Here is a 25,784-nt window from a genome sequence, read left to right as displayed (position 1 = left end):
AACCGGCGGTGACGGAGTCAACCAAGAACTCGTCTCCGGGGAGAGCACGGCATAAGCCGTAAAGCCATTGCGCAGGGGAGGCCGGGTGTTCACCGCTGCCCTGTATGCTCGTGTGCACTTTGTTTTGTGCAAACCGCACACGGGACCGCGGGTGCAGCGCGCACCCGGTCTTCCCTGCGCCCTCTGTTTTCGAGGGAGCGAAAATTACCTGCAAACCTCGGGCGATCAGCGCCGCGAGAATGCGAAGCTATTTCCGCGTCATTGCGAGGAGCGAAGCGACGAAGCAATCCACCTTCTCTGCCGCGCTATGGATTGCTTCGCTTCGCTCGCAATGACGGCTGATAGAGCCTCGCCTCTCGTCAGCGACCCTATTGTTTCACCCCGCATTCCACCCAACCACCTGATCTCACGCCATTTTCCCCATTCCTCCCACATCGCGGGAAACAAAAGCGACGTCGTTGAGATCGAAGGTGGCAGCCGTGATGATCGCATCACAGCAACACGGCCAAGCGAGGTTCGAAATGGCGAAGATGCGAGCGATCGATGCCGCGGTACGTATCCTCGAAAAAGAGGGCGTGGTGACCGCTTTCGGGGTTCCCGGTGCGGCGATCAATCCGCTTTATTCCGCGCTGAAGCGACGCGGTTCGATCAGCCACATCCTGGCGCGCCATGTCGAGGGCGCGTCCCACATGGCCGAGGGCTATACCCGCGCCAAAGCCGGCAATATCGGCGTCTGCATCGGCACGTCAGGTCCGGCCGGCACCGACATGATCACCGGGCTTTATTCGGCGATCGCGGATTCGATCCCGATCCTGTGCATCACCGGACAGGCGCCGCGCGCGCGGCTCTACAAGGAAGACTTCCAGGCCGTCGACATCGAGTCGATCGCAAAGCCTGTGACGAAATGGGCGGTCACGGTGCGCGAGCCGGCGCTGGTGCCGCGCGTGTTCAGCCAGGCGTTTCACATCATGCGTTCGGGCCGTCCCGGGCCTGTGCTGATCGACCTGCCGCTCGACGTGCAGCTTGCCGAGATCGAGTTCGACGACGAGACCTATGAGCCGCTGCAGGTCTACAAACCATCAGCGACGCGCAGGCAGATCGAGAAGGCGCTGGCGATGCTCAACGCCGCGGAGCGGCCGCTGATCGTGGCGGGCGGCGGCGTCATCAATGCCGACGCATCCGAATTGCTGGTGGCGTTTGCCGAGGCTGTGAACGTTCCCGTGGTGCCGACGCTAATGGGGTGGGGCGCCATCCCCGATGACCACGTGCTGATGGCGGGCATGGTCGGGCTGCAGACCAGCCACCGTTACGGCAACGCCACCATGCTGCAATCCGACTTCGTGCTCGGGATCGGCAACCGCTGGGCCAACCGCCACACCGGCTCGATCGAGACCTACACCAAGGGCCGCACCTTCGTGCATGTCGATATCGAGCCGACGCAGATCGGCCGCGTCTTCAATCCGGATTTCGGCATCGTCTCCGACGCCAAGGCGGCGCTCGAATTGTTCGTCACCGTGGCCAAGGAGTGGCGCAGGGACGGCAAGCTCCGTGACCGTCAGGCCTGGCCGGCCGCGTGCCAGGACCGCAAGCGCACGATGCTGCGCAGGAGCCGCTTTGACGACATCCCGATCAAGCCGCAGCGGGTCTATGAGGAGATGAGCCGGGCGTTCGGGCGCGACACCTGCTACGTCAGCGTGATCGGCCTGTCGCAGATTGCCGGCGCGCAATTCCTCGGCGTCTACGGTCCGCGCAACTGGATCAATGCCGGTCAGGCCGGTCCGCTCGGCTGGACATTGCCCGCGGCGCTCGGCGTGCGCGCCGCCGATCCGACCCGCGAGATCGTGGCGCTGTCGGGCGACTATGACTTCCAGTTCCTGATCGAGGAGCTCGCGGTCGGCGCGCAGTTCAAGCTGCCTTACATCCACGTCGTCGTGAACAATTCCTACCTCGGCCTGATCCGTCAGGCGCAGCGCGGCTTCGAGATGGACTATCAGGTGCAGCTCTCGTTCGAGAACATCAACGCGCCGGAGCTCGGCGTCTACGGTGTCGATCACGTCGCCGTCGCGCAAGGCCTCGGCTGCAAGGCAATCCGCGTCACCGATCCGCACGACGCCCAGGCGGCGTTCGCGACTGCGCGCGAATGGATGGCGGAGCACAAGGTGCCTGTGGTGGTCGAGTTCATCCTCGAGCGCGTTACCAACATCTCCATGGGCACCGAGATCGACAACATCATCGAGTTCGAGGAAGTGCTCGATCTGCCGCTGGACGATGCGCCGGCGAAGTCGACCACATCCGGCGCCTTGTTGCCGGCTTAAGGGGGATATCGACGATGCCCAAATTTGCCGCCAACCTCACCATGCTGTTCGGCGAACTGCCATTCCCGGATCGCTTTGCGGCGGCCAAGGCCGCCGGCTTCAGCGGGGTCGAATATCTGTTTCCCTATGATTTCGACAAGGCCGAGCTCAGCGAGCAATTGCAGCAGCACGGGTTGACCCAGGTGCTGCATAATCTCCCCGCCGGCAACTGGGCGGCGGGCGAGCGCGGCATCGCGATTTTTCCTGACCGTGTCGGGGAATTCCGCGACGGCGTCGCGCGCGCCATCGATTACGCCAGGGCGCTGGATTGCCGTCAGCTCAATTGTCTGGTCGGCATCGCGCCTGATGGTGCCGATGCGCGCGAACTGAACGAGGTGCTGATCGGCAATTTGCGCTTTGCCGCCGACGCGCTGGCCAAGGAACGGATCAGGCTTCTGGTCGAGCCGATCAACACAACAGACATTCCGGGCTTTTTCCTGAGCGGTACCGAACAGGCGATCCAGCTCATATCAGACGTGCGATCGAGCAACCTCTTCGTGCAGTACGACATCTACCACATGCAGATCATGGAAGGGGACATCGCGCGCAGCCTGCAGAAGCATCTGCCGCGCATCGCCCATGTCCAGCTCGCCGACAACCCCGGCCGCAACGAGCCCGGCACCGGTGAAATCAATTATCCGTTCCTGTTCCGGCATCTCGACGCGATCGGCTATCGCGGCTGGGTCGGATGCGAGTATAAACCGAGGACGACGACCGTCGACGGCCTCGGCTGGCACGCGGCCCTGACGCTCGATACCTGATTGGTCAATAACAAGGGAAAATCCAAATGATCGATATCGGCTTTATCGGCCTCGGCACCATGGGTCGCCCGATGGCGAAGCATCTCCAGACTGCCGGCCATCGCCTGTTCCTGCACGACGTCGCGCCGATCCCGCCCGAGCTTGTCGCCGAAGGCGGGGTGGCCTGCAAATCGGGCAAGGAGGTCGCGGAAAAATCCGACGTCGTCATCATCATGGTGCCGGACACGCCGCATGTCGAAGCGGTGTTGTTCTCCGAGGGCGGCGTCGCGCAGGGGATTTCAAAGGGCCAGATCGTGGTCGACATGAGTTCGATCTCGCCGCTTGCCACGAAGGAGTTCGCCAAAAAGATCGAGGCGCTCGGCGCCGATTATCTCGATGCCCCGGTTTCCGGCGGCGAGGTCGGCGCCAAGGCCGCGAGCCTGACCATCATGGTGGGTGGGCCGGAGCGCGCGTTCAACACCATGAAGCCGGTGTTCGACAAGATGGGCAAGAACGTCACGCTGGTCGGCGGCAATGGCGACGGCCAGACCACCAAGGTCGCCAACCAGATCATCGTCGCGCTGACGATCGAGGCGGTCGGCGAAGCGCTGTTGTTCGCATCGAAGGCCGGTGCCGATCCGGCCCTGGTGCGGCAGGCGCTGATGGGCGGCTTTGCGTCGTCGCGGATTCTCGAGGTGCATGGCGAGCGCATGATCAAGCGCAATTTCGATCCGGGTTTCCGCATCGAGCTGCATCAGAAGGATCTCAACCTCGCGCTCGAAGGCGCGCGCTCGCTCGGCATATCCTTGCCGAATACGGCGATCGCACAGCAGCTGTTCAGTTCCTGCGCGGCGCATGGCGGCAAGGCGTGGGATCATTCCGGCATGGTGAAGGCGCTGGAGATGATGGCTAACCACGAGATTGGAAAGACTTGATCGAACGCGGAACCTGATGCGGAACTTCCTGTTCCATGTGCCCTTTATTGGCGCGCGTGGAACCGGAACATCCGATGCCTCCGATGGTTGAAACGCACCATCAATTCACTGGAGGACATGATGAACAATCGTTTAGCTGTTTCGCTGATTGCCGCTTCGCTGCTGACTTCGGGCGCGGCGTTTGCCCAATCCACCACCGTTCAGGGCGCGCAGGACGGCGCCCGAGCGGGTGGCCAGGTTGGCGGTCCGGTCGGCGAGGTCGTTGGCGGCACCGTGGGTGCGGCCGTAGGCCTGGGCCTGGAAATTCCGAACGCCGTGATCACGTCGATCCAGGCGGAGCGCGGGCCGTCGGTCGTGGTGCGTGAGCGCGTCGTGGTCGGCGAGCCGCTGCCGTCGACCGTCGAATTGCGCACGGTGCCGAGCCACACTGAATATCGCTATGCGATCGTCAATGATCGCCGGGTGATCGTGGAGCCGCGCACCCGCAAGGTCATCAAGATCATCGACTAAGCGCGCAGCTTGCAATTGATCCTCGCGGGGGCATTCCTCCCGCGGGGATTTTCTTGCGTCAGGACGCACCGTTAGGACGCACCAACGCTCGATCGCTGCGTTCGCTTGACGATCAGATCGAAGGCCGCCGCAGCGGCGAGGCCAACGCAGGCTGCAAGCGCGTCGACCAAAAAATCCTCCAGCCGCGCGTGCCGTCCCGGCGCCCAGAATTGCAGGATCTCGATGACGCCGGTCAGCCCGACGGCGACGGCCGCCGTAAACAAACGGTTTCGCGTGTAGGCCAGGCCGAACGCGAGGCCAAGCAATACGAAGGCGAGCGCATGTTCGCCGTCCTGTCCGAGAATACTGGCGTGCGGCCGATAACCCGGCGGCCCCAGGGTTGCGAATGCAACGGCTGCGGCAAGGCACCAGGCGAAGAGCTTGAGGGCGACTGACATGGCCTCGGCTTAGCACGGCCAGGGCGCGAATATTGCACCTGCGAACAGCCACAATGCCGTGTGGTTAATGCCTAATTCGAGAGCGCTTTCGAGCGAAAGCCTGTCCCGCACTTGATGCGCGATGGAGCCCGGTTCGCGTGAAGAAAACGCGTCAAAACAAAAAGCTAGAGCGGTTCCCGCACACCCAGCCCGTGCATGAAGCTCTCCCTGATCTGCACGGGATCGCGCCGCGTGGTGCCAACACCCGGTTTGTCGTCGATCCGAACGCCGATCAGGGTCGGCCCCTCGTTGGACATGGATTGCTCGATCAGGCGTTCGAAATCGTCCTCGTCGGCGGCCCAGGCGCTGTTGCCGAGGCCGCTGGCGATCGCGATCGCAACGATGTCGGCCACAACAGCGCCTGGCGTCGGCTGCGCGCCGGTGATCTGGTAGACGCCGTTGTCCATCACCACCATCGTGAGATTCTTCGGCGCCAGGGTCGCGATCGTCGACAGCGCGCCCAGTTGCATCAACAGCGAGCCGTCGCCCTCGAGCGCGAAGATGCGGCGCTCGGGTTGCGCCAGTGCCACGCCGAGCGCGATCGGAAAGGCGAGGCCCATGCTGCCGAGCATGTAAAAGTTCTGCGGGCGATGGCCGGCGGCCCACAGGTCGAAATTGGTGTTGCCGATACCGCCGACCACGGCTTCCTCGTTCTTCAGCTTGGCGACCAGCCGCGAGGTGAGATCGAAGCGGTTCATGACCTTGGTATTGCGGGCAGGGGTGCTGTTCATGACATCGCTCACTTGTCGAAGGTCTTGCCGCCGGTCAAAAGCGGCGAAAGGATCAGCGCCACCGGCGCCTGCGTGGTGATGGCCTGCTTGATCGAGCGGTCGCAGATGAACTCGAACTCGTCGAGCCGTGTGCAGGTGTGATGCTCCATCGCAAGTGAATCCAGCACCGGGCGCATGGTGCGGCACACCAGCGACTGGCCGTAGTTGAACTCGCCGAGCGTGCCGCGTTCGGTCACGAACATGATCAGCGGGATCTGGTAGGGCATCGCCAGCGAGGCCAGCACGTTGGCGAGCGTCGCAAAGCCTGACGTCTGCATCAGCACCGCGCCGCGCCGCCCGCCCATCCAGGCGCCGGAGACGATGCCGACGGCTTCTTCCTCGCGCGCGGTCGGAAAGGTCGTGAAAAACGGATCGGCATGCAGGTTCTTGATCAGCGTCGTCAGGATGCGATCGGGCACATAGGGCACCAGGCTGACATCGTTGCGCTTGAGCGATTGCAGCACGATGCCGTGCCAGCTCTTCTCCTGCGAGCTGTTCTCCAGCGAAGTCTTGGGCGAGGTTTTTTCCTCCGCAGCCGCCATACTGTCGTCTCCCTCGATCTTCCGAAAATTTGCGTTCGCGACGTGGTGCCGTCGCGCAGCTTTTGCCGCGCCGAAACTTGACGCCGTGGACGAGATTGTCAACATGCCTTCATCGTTACCGTGATCTGCAGACTTGGCGATGCCTTCAACGCGCCGGCATGCGACAATGTGAGATAACGAGAACATCGGGAGGGCTGCCGTGCGAGTTTGGTTCCGGATGGCTGCGGTTGCGGCATTGATGCTCGCTGCGCTGGGCGCGGCATCCGCGCAATCGTTCCCGTCAAAGCCCGTGCGTATTCTCGTGCCCTATCCCGCCGGCGGCGGCGTCGATGTCCTGACGCGCACGCTGGGTGAGGTGGTGTCCAAGCAATGGGGCCAGTCGGTCGTGGTCGAGAACCGCCCGGGCGCCGGCGGTGTCATTGCCTCGCAAGCAGTCGTGACCTCGCCGCCTGACGGCTACACGCTGATCATGGTGGCGAGCGGTCATGCCACCAATCCGTTGCTGTATCCCAAAATTCCCTACGACACGTTCAAGGATTTTACCGCGATTTCGCTACTCGGGTCGTCGCCCAATATCCTGCTGGTGCGCGCGGATTCTCCGTTCAGGACGGTGGCTGACGTAATCACGGCTGCGAAGACCAGACCGGGAGTTCTTTCATTCGCCCATGCCGGCACCGGCACGTCGACGCATCTTGCCGGCGAACTGCTAAAGAGCCTCGCCAAGATCGATCTCAATGCGATACCCTACAAGGGCGGCGCGCCCGCAATCAACGATCTGCTCGGCGGGCAGATCCCAATGTCGTTCAACAATGGCCCGGAATCGGTCGGTCAGCTTCAGGCCGGCACGCTTCGCGCGTTGGCCGTGACGACTGCCGATCGCGCGCCGTTCCTCCCCAAGGTGCCAAGCATGTCGGAGTCCGTTCCGGGCTACGACACAGGCGTATGGTGGGGGCTGCTCGGGCCCGCCAATCTGCCTCCAGAAGTGCTGGCAAAGCTCTCGAACGATTTCGTCGCCGCGTTGAATACCGATGCCGTCAAGGAGAAGCTTGGCAAGCTCGGTGCCTTGCCGATCGGCAGTTCGTCGGAACAGTTCGAGACTAAGATCCGTGAGGACTACGAGAAGTGGGAGCCGATCATCAAAGCTTCCGGGATGAAGGCGGAATAACGATGTGGTGCCTCCGATGATTCCAGCCTGCCTGCCGCCGCGTCCCGTCAGTCGTCCCAAGGTGCGGCTGCCGCCTGATGCCTGCGATACCCATGCCCACGTGTTCGGCCCATCGGATCGCTTTCCCTATGCGGATGATCGCAGCTACACGCCGCCGGATGCGCCGCTGGAAAAATATCTCGGCATGCTCGACACGCTAGGCTTTGCGCGCGGCGTATTGGTGCAGGGCAGTGCGCACGGCCGCGATAATTCGGCGATGCTCGATGCGCTGCGGCGAGAGCCCGGCCGCCTGCGCGGCGTCGCGGTGGCCGACGCCAAAGTTTCGCCGAACGAATTGCGCGCGTGGCACGGCGCCGTCGTCCGAGGCCTGCGCTTCAATCACTTCTTTCGTGATGGTCAGTTGCACTATCGCGGCGGCGTGCCGTTGACGGAGGCCGAGAAGCTTGCGCCAGTCATGGCTGAGCTTGGCTGGCACCTGCAGCTCTGGATCGATGTGAAGGATTTGCCGCAGGCGATTCCGATCCTCAAAAGACTCGGCCTGCCTGTCGTGATCGATCACATGGGCCGCACCGATGCGCGCGCCGGCACCGGCACCGAAGGTTTCCAGAGCCTGTTGCGTGCGGTCGGCGAGGGCTGGTGCTGGGCGAAATTGTCGGGCGCGCATCGGTTGAGCCAAAGCGCGCCTGACTATCCCGAAGCGCGGCCGTTCCACGAGATGCTGGTCAAGATAAATCCGGAGCGCCTGGTCTGGGGCGGCGACTGGCCGCATCCGCGGGTCGAGGGCGAAATGCCGGACGCCGGACACCTTCTCGAATTGTTTCAGATGTGGACGCCTGATAAGGCAACACAGCAGCGCATCCTCGTCAGCAATCCCGCTAAACTCTACGGTTTCCCGAACTGAAAGTTGCACAACAAGATGACCGTCAACAACAAGCGCGTGTTCTACGTCAAATATCTCGCCCACGAGATCTACACCGAGATCCTGAAGGCCAGGGCCGATGTGCGGCTCGACAAGCTGGAGAACGAGAGCCCTGAATCCGTCGCGGCGCCGATTCTGGCCGCGGCGCACGCCTATCAGATCGGGGCGGCGCGCGATGAACTGGCGCCGCATTTCCATGCCCATGCAGATCTTCTGAAGCGGGCGCCGAATTTGCTCATCGTCTCCAGCAACGGCGCGGGCTTTGACCCCGTCGATGTCGATGCCTGCACCGCGGCCGGCGTGCTGGTGGTCAACCAGACCGGCGGCAACGCCAATTCCGTGGCCGAGCACGCGCTTGGCATGCTGCTGACGCTGTCGAAGCGCATCCTCGAATCCGACCGTGCGCTGCGCCGCGAGGCCAATGTCAATCGCAACGCATTGATCGGCAACGAGGCGCAGGGCAAGACCATCGGCATCGTCGGGATCGGCAATGTCGGCCGCCGCATCGCCGAGCTCTGCAAGGGCCTGCTGCACATGAAGGTGATCGCGTACGATCCCTATCTGACGGCAGAGGAAATCGCGGCGCGGGGCGCCGAGAAGGTCGAGCTCGACGAGCTGATGCGCCGCTCGGACTTCGTTTCGATTTCCTGCCCGCTGACAAAAGACAATCGCCGCATGATCGGCGCAAAACAGTTCGCGCTGATGCAGCCGCATGCGTTCTTCATCACCACCGCGCGCGGCTTCATTCACGACGAGGCCGCGTTGTACGATGCGCTGCGCGACAAGCGGATCGCCGGTGCCGGGCTCGACGTCTGGGACAAGGAGCCGCCGCCGCCGGAACACCCTCTGCTGCAGTTCGACAATGTGCTGGCCAGCCCGCATACGGCAGGTGTCACCAGGGAAGCCCGCGTCAACATGGGCAGGATCGCCGCCGAACAGATCCTCGACGCGCTCGACGGCAAGCGGCCGCCGCGTATCGTCAATCCCGAGGTCTGGCCGGCCTATGCCAAGCGCTTCGAGCGGACGTTCGGGTTTGCGCCGAAATAGGCGCTACAGGAAAACGAACCGGAAGGCGGATCCCTTCGATACCACGCGGCCGGCGGTCGGTGCCGGAAAGTGCGCCGCAAGAAGGATGCTGGGCGTGTCCGCGAGCCGCTCGAGCAGTTTGATACGGGTGGTCCGTGCGGCCTCCCGATCGAAATCCGCCGCGTTCGACAGCCATGGCGCCGCGCACTGGATCGGATGATGGATGATGTCGCCGGACATGACCGCGTGATCATGCCTGCCGTTCAAATGTATCTGCATATTGCCGATCGTATGGCCCGGGGCGGGCTCAAAGTGCATCATCGCGTTTCGATCGTCGAACAGCAGATGGTCGGTTTCCACGAATTCCGCCTGTCCGGCGGCGACCACCGGCAACACCGAATCTGCGAACGATCCGTGATTGACCGGATTGTTGGGGTTGGCGGCGTGCGCCTGCTCCCAATGGCGATACTCGGTGCGGCCCATCAGGTACCGCGCGTTCGGGAAGGTCGGGACCCAGCGCCCGTCGATGAGCCGCGTGTTCCAGCCGACGTGATCGACATGCAGATGCGTGCACATCACGAAGTCGACGTCTTCGGGACGAACGCCGAGTGCTTGCATGTTTTCCAGATAAGGCTGGTTGAGCTGGTTCCATACCGGGACGCGCGGCCGCGGCTTGTGATTGCCGCAGCAGGTGTCGACCAGGGCTGTCCATCGGTCGGTGCGGACCACGTAGGAGTGGTGGCTGAGGATCATCCGCCCGGTGCCGGGCTCGATGTATCGCTCGTCCAGCCAGTCGCTGTTAGCCGCGATCACCTCGTCATCGACGTTGGCGAACAACCAGTTCCTTTCAAACGGCAGGTTGGCAATCTCGACCAGCCGGTCGATCCGCATGCTGCCAATTTTCAGCGTCTCCATGCTGGGCTTGTCAGTTCCGCAGCAGATCGCCGAACGGCACCCAGCGTGTTCCGTCGTAGCGGATCAGCCGCATGCTCGTCATCGGTGTATAGCGTTCCGGCGAATTATTCACCGTGGTGCCGTTGATCAGCATTGGCAGGTGAACGTCTTTCAGGTTGGTCGCCTGCTTTATCACATTGGCGCGGGTCAGATCGTTACCGGCGGCCCTGAGCGCCGTTACCAATGTCTGGGCGATGGTGTAGCCGTACACGTTGAGCCAGTCGCTCTTGTTGGCGTCCGGCAGATATTTCTCCATGAAGGCCAGCCATTCCTTGTAGCCGGGGTCATCCTTCAGACCGGGATCGGTGCTGTCTTTCAGATACTGGCTGGAGACGACGCCGACCGAATTCTCGCGCCCCGCCGGTTCGAGCACGCCGCTGATGGAGGCGGATACGTTTGAAATGATCGTGGTCGGCTTCCATCCGATCTCGCCGATCTTGCGGATCGCTTGCGCGGCGAATTTCGGTGTGGCCGCCACCAGCACGACATCGGCGCCGCTGCTCTTCAAGATCAGTATCTGGGTATCGATGGTGGGGGACGTGGTTTCATAAGGGGCCTTGGAGACGATCTGATCGCTGCCGCCGAGACCTTCCCCCAGCGCCTTCAGATAGTCTTTTCCGAGATCGTCGTTTTGATAGAGAACGCCGATCTTTGCCTTCGGATGGCTGTCCCTGATGTATTTGGAATAGGCGAGAGCCTCGTCGCGATAGGTCGGCTGCCAGCCGACCGTCCACGGGAAACTCTTCGGATCGTCCCACTTCGCGGCGCCGGAGCCGAGGAAGAGTTGCGGGACCTTCTTGTCGTTGAGATATTTGTGCACGGCGTTGTTGGTCGGCGTTCCGACGCCGCCGAAGATCAACAGCACCTCATCGCTTTCGACCAGGCGCCGGGTCTGCTCGACGGTTTTCGGCGGACTGTAGGCGTCGTCCGCGATGATCATCTGGATCCGTCGCCCGTTGACGCCGCCTTCGTCATTGATCTTGCGAAAATAGGCTTCGGCGGATTTCGCGATCTGCGCGAAGGCGGAAACCGGCCCGCTGAGGGGGGCCGTGGTGCCGATCTTGATCGTCTTGTCGTCAGCGCCCGTGTCGTATTTCGCGGCGCCTTGCGCCTGCGCGGGGATGGCCGCCAGCACCGACAGGGCGATGCAGAGGGTGTGAAGTCGGGGTCCAGGAAAACGGCGCACTTTGTAGCTCCTCCCAGGTTTTCCCACCTCTTCGGGCGGGCTTTCCGGTCGTTCGGGCGTACGAACGATCGTTCGTTTGGTTGACTATCGAACGATCGTTCGTTAGTCAATGTGCATGATTTCCTCTGCTTCCAATGCGGCCGAAACGGTCGCGACCTCCACCCGCGAGCGCATTCTTGCCGAAGCGCTCAGCCTGTTTGCCGAGAGCGGCTATGGCGGCGCCTCGATGCGCGAACTGGCGCGCCGGGTCGGTGTCCGTGAAAGCAGCCTTTACAACCACTTCCCGGGCAAGGCGGCGATCCTGGAAGCGATCGTCAGCGAGCACGGGCCGGCGAGTTCGGCGAGCCGCCTCGAGCAGCCGCGCTATCGCCAATTGCGCGACCAGCCCGCGGCGTTTTGCCGGCAGTTTGCCCTCGACCTCGTCGACCAGTGGTCGGACCCGCGCGAGCATCAATTCCAGAAGGTCATCACCGCGGAACGAAACCGGGTGCCGGGCATTCGCGCGAAATTCGCCGATCAGTTTTATGCGCGCGAACAGCGTCTGATGACGGATTATTTCCGCGGCTTCACGCTGGCCGGTCTCGTCAAGACACCGGATCCGCGCGAGACCGCACGGCTGTTCGCAGCCGGCCTGATCTACATCCGCCTCGAGCACTATGTGATGGGCGCGCAGTCGTCACCGCGCGACAAGGTGATGGAAGCCATCGAGCGGTTTCTCGGTTTCTTCTTTTCGCTGATCGCCATCAGCGACGTCGCAGAGCCAGCAAATACAAAAAAACGAAAAGGCAAGGGAGAAGCGCGTGGCAAGGTTACCCCTGATTGATCCGGACGCGACCACCGGAGATATCCGCGCATCCTTTGACCGGATGGCGGTCAAGTCGAGCGTCTTTCAATTAATGGCGCACGCCGAAGCCGGCATGATCCCGGCGATGCGGGTCGGCAATGGCTCGGCGCGCCAACACGGGGCGAGGTAAAAGATGACAGAGAAAATGCGCTATGTCCGCCAGCTTAGCGCGGCGTCCGAAGGTCAGGCTCCGGGCCGCGGCCGGCTTCGGGGTCGCAGGATCCTGGTCGTCGGTGGCGGTCAGCGGACGTTCGACGCCGCGACCGATCCGGTAGGAAACGGCCGGGCCATGTCCATGCTGTTTGCCAGGGAAGGCGCCCATGTCGCGGTTGCCGACCTGCACCGCGCCAGCGCCGATGACACCGTAAAGCGCATTGTCGGCGAGGGCGGTCTCGCCTTTTCGATCAAGGCGGATATCGCGCGCCAAGACGATGTGAACAGGATGATCGACGAGGCCGTTGATGGTCTCGGCGGGCTCGACGGCATGGTGCTCAATGTCGGCATCGGCGTCGGGGCGCTGGGGCTCGACGGTGTCGATCTCAAGGAGTGGAATGACACGTTCGCGGTCAATTTGACCGGTCCGATGCTCTGTTGCCGCAAGGCGCTGAAGCATATCGCCGATGGGGCGTCGATCGTGTTCATCTCGTCGATCGCCGGGCTTCGCTCGGGCTCGCGGCTGATTGCCTATGACACGTCGAAGGCGGCGCTTGGCGGCCTGATGCGCAACGTCGCCAAGGAAGGCGCACGGCGCGGCATCCGCGCCAACATCATCTGCCCCGGGCTGGTCGATACGCCGCTTGGCCGCCACACCAGCGCCGGCCGGCCGTCGCGCAGTGCGTCCGGCTCGCCGTTCGGGCGGATGGCGACGGGGTGGGAGATCGCCTATGCCGCGCTGTTCTTCATGTCCGACGAGAGCGTTTACATCAACGCGCAGACGCTGGCGGTCGACAGCGGCATCACCGGGCTATGAGCACGGTGAGGCAACGGGTCAAGCAATAGCCGGCATCGCATTGTGCCGGAAAGAAAAGTGAAAACAGGGGAGTGAGCGTATGTTGAGCAAGTCGTTGTGGCCGGCCCTTGTTGCCGGTGTAGTCAGTGCCATCGTCTGGACCGGAGCAGCGTCCGCACAGAAGAAATACGATCCCGGCGCATCCGACACCGAGATCAAGATCGGCCAGACCATGCCGTACAGCGGGCCGGCTTCGTCCTATGCCACGATCGGCCTGGTGATGAAGGCCTATTTCGACAAGATCAATGCGGAGGGCGGCGTCAACGGCCGGAAGATCACGCTGCTGTCGCAGGACGACGGGTTTGTCTCATCGAAAACGGTGGAATCCACCCGCAAGCTGGTCGAGCAGGATGATGTTCTGTTCATCGCCGGCTCGCTCGGCACGGCGCCGAACGCCGCCGTTCAGAGATATCTGAACATCAAGAAGGTGCCGCAGCTTTTCGTCGCGACCGGTGCGACGCGGTGGGGCGATCCGGAACATTTTCCGTGGACCATGGGATGGCAGCCCAGCTACCAGATCGAAGGCGCCATTCTCGGCCGTTACACGGCTGCCACGTATCCGACGGCAAAAATCGGCGTGCTGTATCAGAACGACGATTCCGGAAAGGATTACATCAAGGGTTTCAAGGCGGGCCTCGGTGACGCCGCCAAGCTGATCGTGGCCGAGACCTCGTATGAATTGTCGGATCCGACGGTCGACTCGCAAGTCATCACGTTGAAGACCGCGGGCGCCGACGTGTTTTTCCTGCACGCGAATCCGAGATTCGTCGCCCAGGCGATCCGAAGGACGTTTGAGCTGACCTGGAAGCCCGCGATCATCCTGCCGAGCGCTGGCGCGTCGGTCGGCGCGGCTCTGGCTCCGGCCGGTCTTGAGAAGTCGATCGGCGCCGTGACGGCGGCCTACATGAAGGATCCCACCGACAAAGTGTGGGAAAGCGACAAGGGCTTTCAGGACTGGCTCGCCTTCATGAAGCAATGGTATCCGCGAGGGAGCCTGATCGACGGCAGCAATGTCTATGGCTACTCCATGGCCCAGACCATCGTCCAAGTCCTCAAGCAATGCGGCGACGAGCTGACGCGCGAGAACGTCATGCAGCAGGCGGCTTCCATGAAGGATCTGGAGCTTCCGATGCTGCTGCCGGGCATCAACCTCAGCACCAGCGCCAAGGATTTTTTCCCCATCAAGCAGATGCGGCTGGCGCGATTTGACGGCACGTCCTGGATCGTGATGCCGAAGTGAGGCGAGGCGACCTGGAACCCGTCCTCTCCGGGGACGGGTTCAGTGCCGAAAGTCCGGCTCAAATCTGCGGAGAAAATTTCCCCCGCGGCGGGTGCGATCTTGGCAATAATTCCACTGCCAAAGGGCGTCCGGACGACGCGCGCATTGCTATTTTCGTAGACATCTCGACTAGTTAGCCCGTTACGACCATTTTCCGTAGTGCGCCCCGTTTCTGGGAACAACCGTTCCGCCGGGCACGATGGAAGATGAAATGCGACAGGTAGGTACATTTCTGCGCAACGCGCCGTCCCGGATCGGACGTCGCCTGGCCCAGATCGTCGCGATCGCCGCCGCCAGCCTGCCGGCTGCCGGGGCTTAAGGCCGCTTACGTCAATTTGAACATTGAAAGCTCGTCATCGCGCGAACCTGCGGTTCGCGGATACCGGGTTTGTCGCGCCATGTCTGGCGTAAATACTCTCGCGCAGCGTCAGAGCTTTGCCATCGTCGCCCGTGCGGCACGTTGCGCGCGGGCTCAGCTAAATTTCGCGAAGCGTTTTAGTCATTGGCTTCCGGCGGCAGAAAATTCACTTCATGCTCGGCCGAGATGCGCACGATTTCGGCGACATCGCTCAGATTGTGCAACTGGTTGAAAAGTGCTTCCAGCTTCTGGGTCGGTGAAACCCAGAACAGCGCCCGCGCCGGTTTGTCCGACTTGTTGAAATAGCCGTGCGGGATGCCGCGCGGCAACCGCACCAGGTCGCCGGCCTTGGCCTGCACCCAGACGCCATCGAGCTTCAGATCGAGCATGCCGTCCTGCACCAGGATGAATTCGTCCTGCGTGGGGTGGATGTGGACCGGCACGAACTGGCCGGGATCGCTGTTGGTTTCGAACGCAAAGGTCGAATCCGTCACGGCCTTTGGGAAGTATACCTGTCCGAGGATGTTCCAGGTCTTGCCGGAATAGCCGGTGCCGTTCTGCGTGATGCCTTTTTCGAGCGCCGCCATGTTGTTGACCCCTCTTTGGCTGTCGCGACGACGCTACCCCCGGCCGGCCTTCTGTCAAGCGGGTGTGGCAGGCACGCGAACGCTTCCGCAACTTGCTTCCTTGCAAAAGCTTGAAGTTTAAAATAAATGTCGGAGGTCAGTTCCGGGAGGCCGACCGATGTCCAAACCGTTGCATTCCCAGCATGCGCTCGTCACTGGCGGCGGGCGAGGCATTGGCCGCGCGGTAGCTGCGGCACTGTCCGACGCCGGCGCTGTCGTCACCGTGCTCGGCCGCAATCGCGCCACGCTGGATGAAGCCGTTGCGTCAGGCGCCGCGCAATTTGCTGTTACAGCCGATGTCGCCGATGCAGCTTCCGTGAAATCAGCCGTTGCGGAAGCCGCGGCGCGGCAGCCGATCGACATCCTGATCGCCAATGCGGGCGCTGCGGAATCCGCGCCGTTCGGCCGCTCCGACGCGGCGCTGTTCCAGCGCATGATGGACGTCAATTTCATGGGCGTGGTGCATGCCACGCAGGCTGTGTTGCCGGGGATGCTGGAGCGCCGCCAGGGGCGGGTGGTCGCGATCGCCTCTACCGCCGGCCTGAAGGGCTACGCCTATGTCAGCGCCTACAGCGCTGCAAAGCACGCCGTGATTGGTCTCGTCCGTTCGCTGGCGCTGGAAACGGCCAAGAGCGGCGTCACCGTCAATGCCGTCTGTCCCGGGTTCACCGAAACCGATCTGCTTGAGGGCAGTATCGACAACATTATCAAGAAGACCGGCCGCAGCCGCGAGCAGGCGGTGGCCGAACTGTCGAAGCACAATCCGCAGGGCCGCCTCGTTGCGCCGTCGGAAGTCGCCGATGCCGTGCTGTGGTTGTGCGGCGCGGGCGCCGGCGCCATTACCGGACAGGCGGTCGCGGTCGCCGGCGGCGAAGTTTGAAATTGAAACCGTCATTGCGAGCGGAGCGAAGCAATCCATCTCGCCGCAAAAAGAAAGAATGGATTGCTTCGCTGCGCTCGCAATGACGAATAGCAAGACAAGGGAGATCCCATGAGCAGACCTGCCAACCCCGTCACGCTGCCGCTATCAGAATATTCGCCGAAGCATTTCTTGCTCGCCGTTGACGGCAAGATCGCCACCGTGACGCTGAACCGTCCCGAGCGAAAAAATCCGCTGACGTTCGACAGCTACCGGGAACTGACGGATTTCTTCCGCGCCTGCGCGATGGATGATGAAGTCAAGACCATCGTGGTATCCGGCGCCGGCGGGAACTTCTCTTCGGGCGGCGACGTCTTCGAGATCATCGGCCCGCTGGTGCAGATGGACACCAAGGGCCTCACGGCGTTCACCCGGATGACCGGCGATCTCGTCAAGGCGATGCGCGCTTGCCCGCAACCCATCATCGCCGCCGTCGACGGCATCTGCGCCGGTGCCGGCGCGATCATCGCGATGGCCTCGGATATGCGCCTGGCAGCGCCCGGCGCCAAGGTCGCCTTCCTCTTCAACAAGGTCGGGCTCTCCGGCTGCGACATGGGCGCCTGTGCGATCCTGCCGCGTATCATCGGTCAGTCGCGGGCGTCGGAACTGCTCTACACCGGCCGCTTCATGACCGCGGAGGAGGGCGAACGCTGGGGCTTCTTCAGCCGGATCGTGGCCGCCGACCAGGTGCTGGCGCAGGCGCAAGCGCTGGCGAAACAGGTATCCGACGGGCCGACCTACGCGAACACCATGACCAAGCGGATGCTGGCGATGGAATGGGCGATGTCGGTGGAAGAGGCGATCGAGGCGGAGGCCGTCGCGCAGGCCCTGTGCATGACCACGGAGGACTTTGCCCGGGCGTTCGAGGCGTTTTCCAACAAGCGGTCACCGGTGTTCCAGGGGAATTGAGCAACCGAGTAGCCCGGGTGAGAGCGGAGGGGAAACCCGGGGGTGATCGTGCGGCTTGAATCCCGGATGTCGCTTCGCTCATCCCGGCTACACGGAGGGGCTTGCCTGAAAATTGCTTTAGGTTTAAAGTAATTTCCAGATGGCCCGTTAGCTTGCTTCGGAGGCGCTGATGAAGGTGGCGATAATCGGCGGCGGACCGGCGGGTCTTTATGCCGCAATCCTCTTGAAGAAGCAGCGGCCGCAGGCCGAGATCACGGTGTACGAGCGCAACCGCGCCGACGATACGTTCGGCTTCGGTGTGGTGTTCTCCGACGCCACGCTGGATAACTTCGAAAAGTACGACCCGCCGAGCTACCGCCGCATCACCCAGGAATTCGCCTATTGGGATGATATCGCCGTGCATTTCCGCGGCACCGTCCATCGGGTGGGCGGCAACGGCTTTTGCGGCTGTTCGCGCCGCATGCTGCTGCTGATCCTGCAGGAACGCGCCCGTGAACTCGGCGTCACGCTGCTGTTCGAAACCGATGTCGACGACGAGACCCGTTTTGCCGATGCCGATTTGATCGTGCTCGCCGACGGCATCAACAGCCGTTTTCGCGACAAACACACCGAGCATTTCCGTCCCGAGATCGATCTGCGCTCCAACAAGTTCACCTGGATGGGGTCGACCAAACCGCTCGATGCCTTCACGTTCATTTTCCAGGAGACAGAGTGGGGTCCCTTCATCGCCCACGCCTATCAATATGAAGCCGGCCGCTCGACCTGGATCTTCGAGACCGATGCCGAGACCTTTGCGCGCGCCGGCCTGGAAGGCCTGAGCGAGCAGCAATCCGCCGATCGCATGGCTGATATCTTCGGCTGGTTCCTCGGCGAGCACAAGCTGCTGATCAACCGTTCGATGTGGCGCAATTTTCCGATGATCCGCAGCGAGCGCTGGGTCAAGGACAATATGGTGCTGCTCGGTGACGCCAAGGCGACCGCGCATTTCTCGATCGGCTCCGGCACCAAGCTCGCGATGGAGGACGCCATCGCGCTCGCCGAAGCGATGGCGCAGGCGCCGACAGTAGATGCAGCCTTGCAGACCTACGAGCATGGGCGGCGCGAGGAGGTCGAGAAGACCCAGCATGCCGCCGACGTGTCGCTGGTCTGGTTCGAGCATGTCGACCGCTTCTGGGATTTCGATCCCGTGCAGTTCGCGTTCGGCGTCATGACCCGCGCCAAGGCGATCACCTACGATAACCTCACGCTGCGCGCGCCGGGCTTTGTCAGCGAGGTCGACAAGGCGTTTGCAAAGACCGTCCGCGCCAAAGGGTTTGACGTCGACGTCGAAAAACCGGTCGCGCCGATGTTCCAGCCGTTCAAACTGCGCGAGATGGAGGTGGCCAACCGCGCGGTGGTGTCGCCGATGTGCATGTATTCGGCCGAAGAGGGCGTGCCCGGCGATTTCCATCTGGTGCATTACGGCTCGCGCGCGATCGGCGGCGCGGGTCTGATCTTCACCGAAATGACCTGCGTCGGCCGCGACGCCCGGATCACGCCGGGTTGCACCGGACTGTGGAACGACACGCAGCAGGCGGCATGGACGCGGATCGTGGATTTCGTCCACGCCAATTCGGCCGCCAGGATCTGCCTGCAGCTCGGCCATGCCGGGCGCAAGGGCGCCACCAAGCTGATGTGGGAAGGCATGGACCGTCCGCTGGAGCAGGGCGGCTGGGACACGCTGTCGGCGTCGCCGATTCCCTATTTCCCGGACAGCCAGGTGCCGCGCGAGATGGACCGATCAGCGATGGATCGCGTCAAGGCCGAGTTCGTCGCGTCCGCGCTGCGCGGCAACGCCTGCGGCTTCGACATGCTGGAGCTGCACTGCGCCCACGGTTATCTGCTCGCAAGCTTCATCTCGCCGCTGACCAACACCCGGACGGATGAATATGGCGGCACGCTCGAGAACCGGTTGCGTTATCCGCTCGAAATATTCGAGGCGATGCGCGCGGCGTGGCCGGCGCACAAGCCGATGTCGGTGCGCATCTCCGCCACCGACTGGGCCGAAGGCGGCGTCACCGGCGACGATGCGGTGGCGATTGCCCGCGCGTTCGGCGAGGCCGGCGTCGATCTCGTGGACGTCTCCACCGGACAGACCGTGCGCGACGCGCAGCCGATTTACGGCCGCATGTTCCAGACGCCGTTCTCCGAACAGGTCCGCAACGAGGCAAGGGTTGCGACCATGTGCGTCGGGAACATCACGACGTCAGATCAGGTGAACACCATTCTCGCCGCCGGCCGCGCCGACCTGGTGGCGCTGGGCCGGCCGCATCTGGTTGATCCTTCCTTCACCATGCGGGCGGCGGCCTGGTATGGCGCCTCCGATATCGCCTGTCCGCCGCAATATCTCCCCGGAAAAGAGCAGATTTTCCGCAACTCTGTCCGCGACCGGCAGGATTTCGACGACCTCAAAATTAAGGGTAAGCCGAAAACCCGCGCCGAGCTCAAGGCCGAGGCGACAAAGCCGCTTGCGGCCGAATAGGCTGGATGGCACGCTCTATCTCTCCCTCGCCCCGCTCTTGCGGGGAGAGGGGAAGACAGTTGAGTGGAGTTTGAGCGGATGAAGGCGATCATCGTCGGAGGCGGCATCGGAGGTCTCACCACCGCGCTGATGCTGCGCGCCCGCGGCATCGACTGCGAATTGTTCGAACAGGCCGACAGCATTCGCGAACTCGGCGTCGGCATCAACACGCTGCCGCATGCGATCCGCGAACTCGCTGGCCTTGGCCTGCTGGACCGGCTGGATGCGGCCGCTGTTCGTACCGATGATTTGTATTATCTGAACCGTCACGGCCAGGAAGTCTGGCGCGAGCCGCGCGGCCTCGGCGCGGGTCACGACGTGCCGCAATTCTCGGTTCATCGCGGCCGCCTGCAGAGCGTCATCCATCGCGCCGTCGAGGAACGGCTCGGCAAGGAGGTGATCCACACCGGCTGCCGGCTTGGCGCGTTCGCGCAGCACGAAGGCGGCGTGATCGCACATTTCTTCGACCGCGCCGGCGCGCATATCAAGACCGCGCGCGGCGATGTCCTGATCGGGGCCGACGGCATCCATTCGCGCGTGCGCGAAATGCTGTTCCCGGACGAGGGGCCGCCATGCTGGAACGGGCTGATGCTGTGGCGCGGCGCGCGCGACTGGCCGATGTTCCTGACCGGCAGTTCGATGATCGTGGCCGGCGGATTGAATGCAAAAGTCGTGGTCTATCCGATCGCGGAAGGATCGAGCCCCGCCAGCCGGCTGACCAATTGGGCAGTAATGGTCAGGGTTGGCGAAGGCAATGCGCCGCCGCCGCGCCGCGAGGACTGGTCGCGGCAGGGCAAGCGCGAGGAATTGATGCCGCATGTGGCACGCTTCTCGGTGCCGCATGTCGACGTCCGAAACCTGATCTCGGCGACGCCGGAATTTTATGAGTATCCCTGCTGCGATCGCGATCCCCTGCCATACTGGACATGGGGACGGGTGACGCTGCTCGGCGACGCCGCGCATCCGATGTATCCGGTCGGCTCCAACGGCGCCTCGCAGGCGATCCTCGATGCGCGGGCGCTTGCGGATTCGCTGGCCCATGCCGAGCATCCGCGCCAGGCGCTGCTGGCCTACGAGCAGAAGCGGCTGCCGATGACGGCAGAGATCGTGCGCGCGAACCGCCGCGGCGGTCCCGAGGGCGTCATCGACGCCGTCGAACAACTCGCGCCCGACGGTTTTGCGGATATCGAGAAGGTGCTGAGCTACGGCCAGCGCGAAGCGATCGTGCGCGGGTATGCGTCAAAGGCCGGTTTTGCGGCGCCGTCGCTGGCGGCCGTGCGGTAGTGCCAGCGTAAGTGCCACACGCTAAACTGTCATCGCCCGCGAAAGCGGGCGATCCAGTATTCCAGAGGCGCTAGTGATAGACCCGAGAAGCCGCGGCGTACCGGGTGCCCCGCTGGAGCCTGTCATCGGGCGGCCATTCGGCCGACCCGGTGGCGGGGCATGACAACGTCACGCGCCCGGAGGCGGCGGCAGGAAGTGGATGTTGTGCTCGGCCGCCAGCGCCACGACGGCGTCGGGCGTCTGCTCTTTCATGTTGTGGATGCCCCAGAACAGGTCGTAGAGCCGCCGCGTCGGCGAGACCCAGAACAGCACCTTCGAGGTCCGGCCCGATTTGTTGAAGATGCCGTGCGGCTTGCCCATCGGCAGCCGCACCAGATCGCCCGGCGAGGCCTGTGTCTCTGATCCGTCGAGGAAGAAGTCGAGCTTGCCTTCCAGGATGTAGAGATACTCATCCTGGTCGGGGTGGATGTGCGGCGGCACGAAGGTGTCGGGCGGGAAGGTCGCGTGCCATGAGAAGGAATGCTCGGTGACGCTTTTCGGCACATAGGTCTGGCCAAGGATGTTCCAGGAGATTCCCTGGGTGCCTTCATTGGCGCGGGTGATGCCGGCGATTTCAGTTTTCATTGTGTTGTTTCCTCCCATATTTTCTTGCCAGCGTTTTCTTCGCCCGGTTATTTGCCGGATGCGCAATCCTTGGCGTAGCGGTCGCCGTAATTCGAAAAGACCTTTTCGACGATCTCGGTCTGGAACTTGCCGTCCGGACGTTTCGCCACCTTGGTCAGGTAGAAGTTCTGGATCGGATAGCCGTTGACGTTGAACTTGAAGTCGCCGCGCAGCGAGGTGAAGTCGGCCTTCTTCAGCGCCGCCGACACCGCGTCCTTGTTGGCGAGATCGCCCTTCACCGCCTTGACGGCGCTGTCGATCAGCATCGCCGCATCATAGGCCTGGAAGGCATAGGTGCCTGGCACGATGTTGTAGGCCGCCTCATAGCCGGCCACGAATTTCTTGTTCTGCGGATTGTCGAGGTTGGGTGCCCAGTTGGAACCGCCGAACATGCCGACGGCCGCATCCTGCTGTGCCGGCAGCGTCGATTCATCGACCGTGAAGGCGGACAGCACGGGAATGCGATCGGCAAGGCCGGCCTGCCGGTATTGCTTGACAAGGCCGACACCGAGGCCACCCGGCATGAAGGTGAACAGCGCGTCCGGCTTCGAGGAGGAGATCTTGGTCAGCTCGACCTGGAAATCGGAGGTGTTCAGCGGCAGATAGCTTTCCTCGACGATCTCGCCCTTGTAGTCGATCTTGAATCCGGCGGCGGAATCCTTGCCGGCCTGATAGTTCGGCACCAGCACATAGACACGCTTGTAGCCGCGATCCTGCGCGACCTTGCCGAGGACCTGGTGGACCTGATCGTTCTGGTAGGAGGTGACGTAGAAGAACGGGCTGCACTCCTTGCCGGCATAGGTCGACGGACCCGCGTTCGGGCTGATCAGAAACGTCTTGTTTTCTGTGACCGGCCTGTGAATGGCCTGAAGAATGTTGGAGAAGATCGGGCCTACGACGAAATCGACCTTTTCGCGTTCCAGGAGGCCCTTGACCTTGGTCACGGCCCCGTCCGGCTTGAGTTCGTCATCGACCACGACGAGTTCGACGTCCTTGCCTGCCATCTTGCCGCCGAGGTCCTTGACCGCGAGCGCAAAACCGTCGCGGACCTGCTGGCCGAGCGCTGCCGGAGGCCCGGACAACGTCACGATGACGCCGATCTTGATCTTCTCCTGCGCCGCGGCTTGTCCTGCGGCGGCACTCAGCAAGACCGCAAGTCCGGCCAATTTCAACGGCTGCATCATGACCACTCCTTCATTCGGCCGCAGCCGAAACCACCACAAATCGTTTCTCGCAAAGCAGCTTATTCCGAGGATGACGGCCGCCGCAAGCAACAAGGCATTAGGTAAGAACCTATGCAAGCTGCGCGCCAAATGCTTGAACCCTAAAGAAATCTGGACCATGATAGCAAGCTGCGGTCTGCTCGATTCCCCGCACGCGCAAATCAGACAAGTTGGCGTCATGATGCTTGATTCAGAGACCAAGGCGGTCGAACTCCCCGAGGACCACGGGGATGAAATCAGGCTGTGGCTCCGCCTTCTGACCTGTACCACCCTGATCGAGGGCGAGGTCCGCAGCCGTCTGCGCGAGCGCTTCGATGTGACGCTGCCGCGCTTCGACCTGATGGCCCAGCTCGACAAGGTGCCCGACGGCATGACGCTGTCAGATGTCTCGAAGCGGATGATGGTGTCGAACGGCAACGTCACCGGACTGGTCGAACGCCTCGTCGAATCCGGCCATCTCGACCGGCGCACCTCGGATGCCGACCGCCGCGTCCAGGTGATCCGCCTGACCAAGGCCGGCCGTGTCGAGTTCCGCAAGATGGCTGCCGAGCATGAGTTGTGGATCGCCGACATCTTCGGGGATTTGACGCCGAAGGATGTCCGCGAACTGATGCGGCTCCTGGCCAAGACCAAAGCATCGGCGCAGAAATCCGCGAAGGCACGGACGGCGTAGGCGCAGCCTGGACCTGCCGGCGCGCCGGCTTCCAAAAAAGAGTGGAACGGCCCTGATCTGGGCCCTTGCGCCAAATTACTTTAAGTATAAAATGATTGCCAATGGAGCACTGCCGGACGGTCTTCACAAGCCTTTCATCCCGAACGCGAGGGCGATGGAAATGTCAGGTAGAAATTTAGACCTTGGCCCATCGGGTCACGTCGATGATTTTGCGCGGCGCAACCTGCCGCCGCCGGAGCAATGGCCGGAACTGGTTCTCGACCGGCCGGAGTTTCAATACCCCGAATATCTCAACGCCGCGGTCGAGCTAACCGACCGGATCGTCGAGAGGGGCTTCGGTGACCGCACGGCGCTGATCGGCAATGGCCGCCAGCGGACCTACAAGGAACTCGCCGATTGGTCGAACCGCCTGGCGCATGCGCTGGTGGAGAATTACGGCGTCAAGCCCGGCAACCGCGTGCTGATCCGCTCCGGCAACAACCCGGCTTTGGTGGCGGCATGGCTCGCGGCGACGAAAGCAGGCGCCGTTGTCGTCAACACCATGCCGATGCTGCGTGCCGGCGAGTTGTCCAAAATCGTCGACAAGGCTGAGATCGCGCTGGCGCTGACCGACAGCCGCATCGCCGACGAACTGGTTGCCTGCGCCAAGACCAGCAAGTTTCTCAAGCAGGTGGTGAATTTCGACGGCACGTCGAACCATGACGCCGAGCTCGACCGGGTGGCGCTGAACAAGCCGGTCCGCTTCGACGCCGTCAAGACCGGACGGGATGATGTCGCGCTGCTGGGATTTACCTCGGGCACCACGGGCGAGCCGAAGGCGACGATGCATTTCCATCGCGATCTCCTGATCGTGGCCGATGGCTATGCGCGCGAAGTCCTCAACGTCACCGAAGACGACGTGTTCGTCGGCTCGCCGCCGCTGGCGTTTACGTTCGGCCTCGGCGGTCTTGCGATCTTTCCGCTGCGGTTCGGCGCGACAGCGACTTTGCTGGAAAACGCTTCACCTCCCGAGATGGTCAAGATCATCGAGACCTACAAGGCCACGATCTGCTTTACCTCGCCGACGGCATATCGCGCGATGATGGCCGCGATGGACAAGGGCGCCGATCTGTCGTCGCTGCGCCTTGCCGTGTCGGCCGGCGAGACCTTGCCTGCGCCGGTGTTCGACAGCTGGACCCGCAAGACCGGAAAGCCAATTCTCGACGGCATCGGCAGCACCGAATTGCTGCATATCTTCATCACCAACCGGGTCGGCGAGGCCGTCGCGGGAACGACCGGGCTCCCGGTCTCAGGTTACGAGGCCAGGATCGTTGACGATGACATGAACGAGTTGCCGGCAGGCACGGTCGGCAAGCTCGCGGTTCGCGGCCCGACCGGATGCCGCTATCTCGCGGATAGCAGGCAATCGAATTACGTGCGCGACGGCTGGAACCTGACCGGCGATTCCTTTGTCCGCGACGAGACGGGACGCTTGTCGTTCGTCGCCCGCTCGGACGATATGATTGTCTCCTCCGGCTACAACATCGCAGGCCCCGAGATTGAGGCCGCACTGCTGACGCATCCGGCGGTCGCCGAGTGCGGCGTCGTCGGCGCGCCCGACGAGGCGCGCGGCATGATCGTCAAGGCTTACATCGTGGTCGCCTCCGGCATCGACGCCGATGCGGCGCTGGTGACGGCGTTGCAGGAGCACGTCAAGCGCGAGATCGCGCCCTACAAGTATCCGCGCGCGATCGAATTCGTCGCGCAACTGCCCAAGACCGAGACCGGCAAGTTGCGGCGGTTCGCCTTGCGGCAGATGGCGCAGACCGGTTCGGCCTCGGCCGGCATGGCCGCGGAATGAAGCGCATAGCGTTTTCGAGC

The 25,784-nt window shown here is 62.9% G+C and carries 24 protein-coding genes and 1 pseudogene; 17 read left to right on the top strand and 8 right to left on the bottom strand.

Translation table 11 applies throughout. The features are described 5' to 3' along the window. Nucleotides 1-521 precede the first annotated feature (521 nt). From gcl to JQ629_RS11845, 4 genes are all read left to right on the top strand, one after another. Nucleotides 522-2,315: a glyoxylate carboligase gene (gene gcl / locus JQ629_RS11860; RefSeq protein ID WP_212412803.1), complete on the top strand. Its 1,794-nt coding sequence runs from the start codon at nucleotides 522-524 to the stop codon at nucleotides 2,313-2,315. Nucleotides 2,316-2,329: 14 nt separating this feature from the next. Continuing rightward, on the top strand, nucleotides 2,330-3,115 hold the full coding sequence (gene hyi, locus JQ629_RS11855; protein ID WP_212412802.1) for a hydroxypyruvate isomerase: 786 nt from the start codon (nucleotides 2,330-2,332) through the stop codon (nucleotides 3,113-3,115). Nucleotides 3,116-3,141: 26 nt separating this feature from the next. After that, complete coding sequence (locus JQ629_RS11850; protein WP_212269066.1) at nucleotides 3,142-4,029, top strand: 2-hydroxy-3-oxopropionate reductase; 888 nt, start codon at nucleotides 3,142-3,144, stop codon at nucleotides 4,027-4,029. Between the two features lie 120 nt (nucleotides 4,030-4,149). Next, on the top strand, nucleotides 4,150-4,539 hold the full coding sequence (locus JQ629_RS11845) for a DUF1236 domain-containing protein (protein ID WP_212035290.1): 390 nt from the start codon (nucleotides 4,150-4,152) through the stop codon (nucleotides 4,537-4,539). A 71-nt stretch (nucleotides 4,540-4,610) separates the two neighbouring features. Here the strand turns inward: JQ629_RS11845 and JQ629_RS11840 are convergent, their stop codons facing one another. The 3 genes from JQ629_RS11840 to JQ629_RS11830 form a co-directional block, all read right to left on the bottom strand. Beyond that, entirely contained in the window at nucleotides 4,611-4,976 is a 366-nt protein-coding gene (locus JQ629_RS11840) for a VanZ family protein (RefSeq protein ID WP_212412801.1), read from the bottom strand. Between the two features lie 164 nt (nucleotides 4,977-5,140). Next, the gene (locus JQ629_RS11835) at nucleotides 5,141-5,746 is read right to left on the bottom strand and encodes a thiamine pyrophosphate-dependent enzyme (RefSeq protein ID WP_212412800.1); all 606 of its coding nucleotides are present in this window, start codon (nucleotides 5,744-5,746) and stop codon (nucleotides 5,141-5,143) included. Nucleotides 5,747-5,754: 8 nt separating this feature from the next. Beyond that, the gene (locus JQ629_RS11830) at nucleotides 5,755-6,327 is read right to left on the bottom strand and encodes a thiamine pyrophosphate-binding protein (RefSeq protein ID WP_212412799.1); all 573 of its coding nucleotides are present in this window, start codon (nucleotides 6,325-6,327) and stop codon (nucleotides 5,755-5,757) included. 199 nt (nucleotides 6,328-6,526) lie between these two features. Between JQ629_RS11830 and JQ629_RS11825 the strand changes: the two genes are divergently transcribed. From JQ629_RS11825 to JQ629_RS11815, 3 genes are read left to right on the top strand one after another with little or no spacing between them, the layout of a single operon-like run. Further along, nucleotides 6,527-7,492 carry a Bug family tripartite tricarboxylate transporter substrate binding protein gene (locus JQ629_RS11825; protein WP_349631254.1) on the top strand — a complete coding sequence of 322 codons (966 nt, stop codon included), beginning with the start codon at nucleotides 6,527-6,529 and terminating at the stop codon, nucleotides 7,490-7,492. A 16-nt stretch (nucleotides 7,493-7,508) separates the two neighbouring features. Next, nucleotides 7,509-8,393: an amidohydrolase family protein gene (locus JQ629_RS11820; protein WP_212412798.1), complete on the top strand. Its 885-nt coding sequence runs from the start codon at nucleotides 7,509-7,511 to the stop codon at nucleotides 8,391-8,393. Between the two features lie 15 nt (nucleotides 8,394-8,408). Then, nucleotides 8,409-9,458 carry a hydroxyacid dehydrogenase gene (locus tag JQ629_RS11815; protein WP_212412797.1) on the top strand — a complete coding sequence of 350 codons (1,050 nt, stop codon included), beginning with the start codon at nucleotides 8,409-8,411 and terminating at the stop codon, nucleotides 9,456-9,458. A gap of 3 nt (nucleotides 9,459-9,461) precedes the next feature. Here JQ629_RS11815 and JQ629_RS11810 read toward each other — a convergent pair whose 3' ends face one another. Further along, nucleotides 9,462-10,352 (bottom strand): MBL fold metallo-hydrolase, encoded by an 891-nt coding sequence (locus tag JQ629_RS11810; RefSeq protein WP_212412796.1) that lies wholly within the window; start codon nucleotides 10,350-10,352, stop codon nucleotides 9,462-9,464. Nucleotides 10,353-10,362: 10 nt separating this feature from the next. After that, entirely contained in the window at nucleotides 10,363-11,577 is a 1,215-nt protein-coding gene (locus tag JQ629_RS11805; RefSeq protein ID WP_212412795.1) for an ABC transporter substrate-binding protein, read from the bottom strand. A 115-nt stretch (nucleotides 11,578-11,692) separates the two neighbouring features. On the opposite strand from JQ629_RS11805, the gene JQ629_RS11800 reads away from it, so the two are divergent. The 4 genes and pseudogenes from JQ629_RS11800 to JQ629_RS11785 all read left to right on the top strand — a co-directional run bounded on the left by JQ629_RS11800 (nucleotide 11,693) and on the right by JQ629_RS11785 (nucleotide 14,670). Then, on the top strand, nucleotides 11,693-12,400 hold the full coding sequence (locus tag JQ629_RS11800; protein ID WP_212412794.1) for a TetR/AcrR family transcriptional regulator: 708 nt from the start codon (nucleotides 11,693-11,695) through the stop codon (nucleotides 12,398-12,400). After that, nucleotides 12,378-12,521 (top strand): annotated as a pseudogene (locus tag JQ629_RS11795) (carboxymuconolactone decarboxylase family protein); the annotation flags it as partial. The gene JQ629_RS11800 and the pseudogene JQ629_RS11795, both read left to right, overlap by 23 nt. Before the next feature lie 33 nt (nucleotides 12,522-12,554). Further along, nucleotides 12,555-13,391, top strand: coding sequence for an SDR family NAD(P)-dependent oxidoreductase (locus JQ629_RS11790; protein ID WP_212412793.1), 837 nt, complete (start codon nucleotides 12,555-12,557; stop codon nucleotides 13,389-13,391). Nucleotides 13,392-13,470: 79 nt separating this feature from the next. Further along, nucleotides 13,471-14,670 (top strand): ABC transporter substrate-binding protein, encoded by a 1,200-nt coding sequence (locus JQ629_RS11785; RefSeq protein WP_212412792.1) that lies wholly within the window; start codon nucleotides 13,471-13,473, stop codon nucleotides 14,668-14,670. Nucleotides 14,671-15,204: 534 nt separating this feature from the next. Here JQ629_RS11785 and JQ629_RS11780 read toward each other — a convergent pair. Beyond that, on the bottom strand, nucleotides 15,205-15,654 hold the full coding sequence (locus JQ629_RS11780; RefSeq protein WP_211996955.1) for a cupin domain-containing protein: 450 nt from the start codon (nucleotides 15,652-15,654) through the stop codon (nucleotides 15,205-15,207). Between the two features lie 157 nt (nucleotides 15,655-15,811). Between JQ629_RS11780 and JQ629_RS11775 the strand changes: the two genes are divergently transcribed. The 4 genes from JQ629_RS11775 to JQ629_RS11760 all read left to right on the top strand — a co-directional run bounded on the left by JQ629_RS11775 (nucleotide 15,812) and on the right by JQ629_RS11760 (nucleotide 21,365). Next, entirely contained in the window at nucleotides 15,812-16,573 is a 762-nt protein-coding gene (locus tag JQ629_RS11775) for an SDR family NAD(P)-dependent oxidoreductase (protein ID WP_212412791.1), read from the top strand. 111 nt (nucleotides 16,574-16,684) lie between these two features. Next, the gene (locus JQ629_RS11770) at nucleotides 16,685-17,521 is read left to right on the top strand and encodes an enoyl-CoA hydratase family protein (RefSeq protein ID WP_212269080.1); all 837 of its coding nucleotides are present in this window, start codon (nucleotides 16,685-16,687) and stop codon (nucleotides 17,519-17,521) included. Between the two features lie 169 nt (nucleotides 17,522-17,690). After that, a complete protein-coding gene (locus tag JQ629_RS11765; RefSeq protein WP_212412790.1) occupies nucleotides 17,691-20,042 on the top strand; it encodes a bifunctional salicylyl-CoA 5-hydroxylase/oxidoreductase in 2,352 nt (783 codons plus the stop codon). Between the two features lie 78 nt (nucleotides 20,043-20,120). Next, nucleotides 20,121-21,365, top strand: coding sequence for a flavin-dependent oxidoreductase (locus tag JQ629_RS11760; protein ID WP_212412789.1), 1,245 nt, complete (start codon nucleotides 20,121-20,123; stop codon nucleotides 21,363-21,365). A 168-nt stretch (nucleotides 21,366-21,533) separates the two neighbouring features. On the opposite strand, the gene JQ629_RS11755 is transcribed toward JQ629_RS11760, so the two are convergent. Both JQ629_RS11755 and JQ629_RS11750 read right to left on the bottom strand, forming a co-directional pair. Continuing rightward, nucleotides 21,534-21,989, bottom strand: coding sequence for a cupin domain-containing protein (locus JQ629_RS11755; RefSeq protein ID WP_212035276.1), 456 nt, complete (start codon nucleotides 21,987-21,989; stop codon nucleotides 21,534-21,536). Between the two features lie 47 nt (nucleotides 21,990-22,036). After that, complete coding sequence (locus JQ629_RS11750) at nucleotides 22,037-23,212, bottom strand: ABC transporter substrate-binding protein (RefSeq protein ID WP_212412788.1); 1,176 nt, start codon at nucleotides 23,210-23,212, stop codon at nucleotides 22,037-22,039. A gap of 217 nt (nucleotides 23,213-23,429) precedes the next feature. Between JQ629_RS11750 and JQ629_RS11745 the strand changes: the two genes are divergently transcribed. Then, complete coding sequence (locus tag JQ629_RS11745) at nucleotides 23,430-23,924, top strand: MarR family winged helix-turn-helix transcriptional regulator (protein WP_192734383.1); 495 nt, start codon at nucleotides 23,430-23,432, stop codon at nucleotides 23,922-23,924. Between the two features lie 160 nt (nucleotides 23,925-24,084). After that, the gene (locus tag JQ629_RS11740; RefSeq protein WP_212412787.1) at nucleotides 24,085-25,764 is read left to right on the top strand and encodes a benzoate-CoA ligase family protein; all 1,680 of its coding nucleotides are present in this window, start codon (nucleotides 24,085-24,087) and stop codon (nucleotides 25,762-25,764) included. Nucleotides 25,765-25,784: the final 20 nt, after the last annotated feature.

It is taken from the genome of Bradyrhizobium sp. AUGA SZCCT0222, from assembly GCF_018130205.1.
Classification (GTDB): Bacteria; Pseudomonadota; Alphaproteobacteria; order Rhizobiales; family Xanthobacteraceae; genus Bradyrhizobium.
Note: the sequence above shows the minus strand (reverse complement) of the source record. Positions and strands in the feature narration are given on the sequence as shown.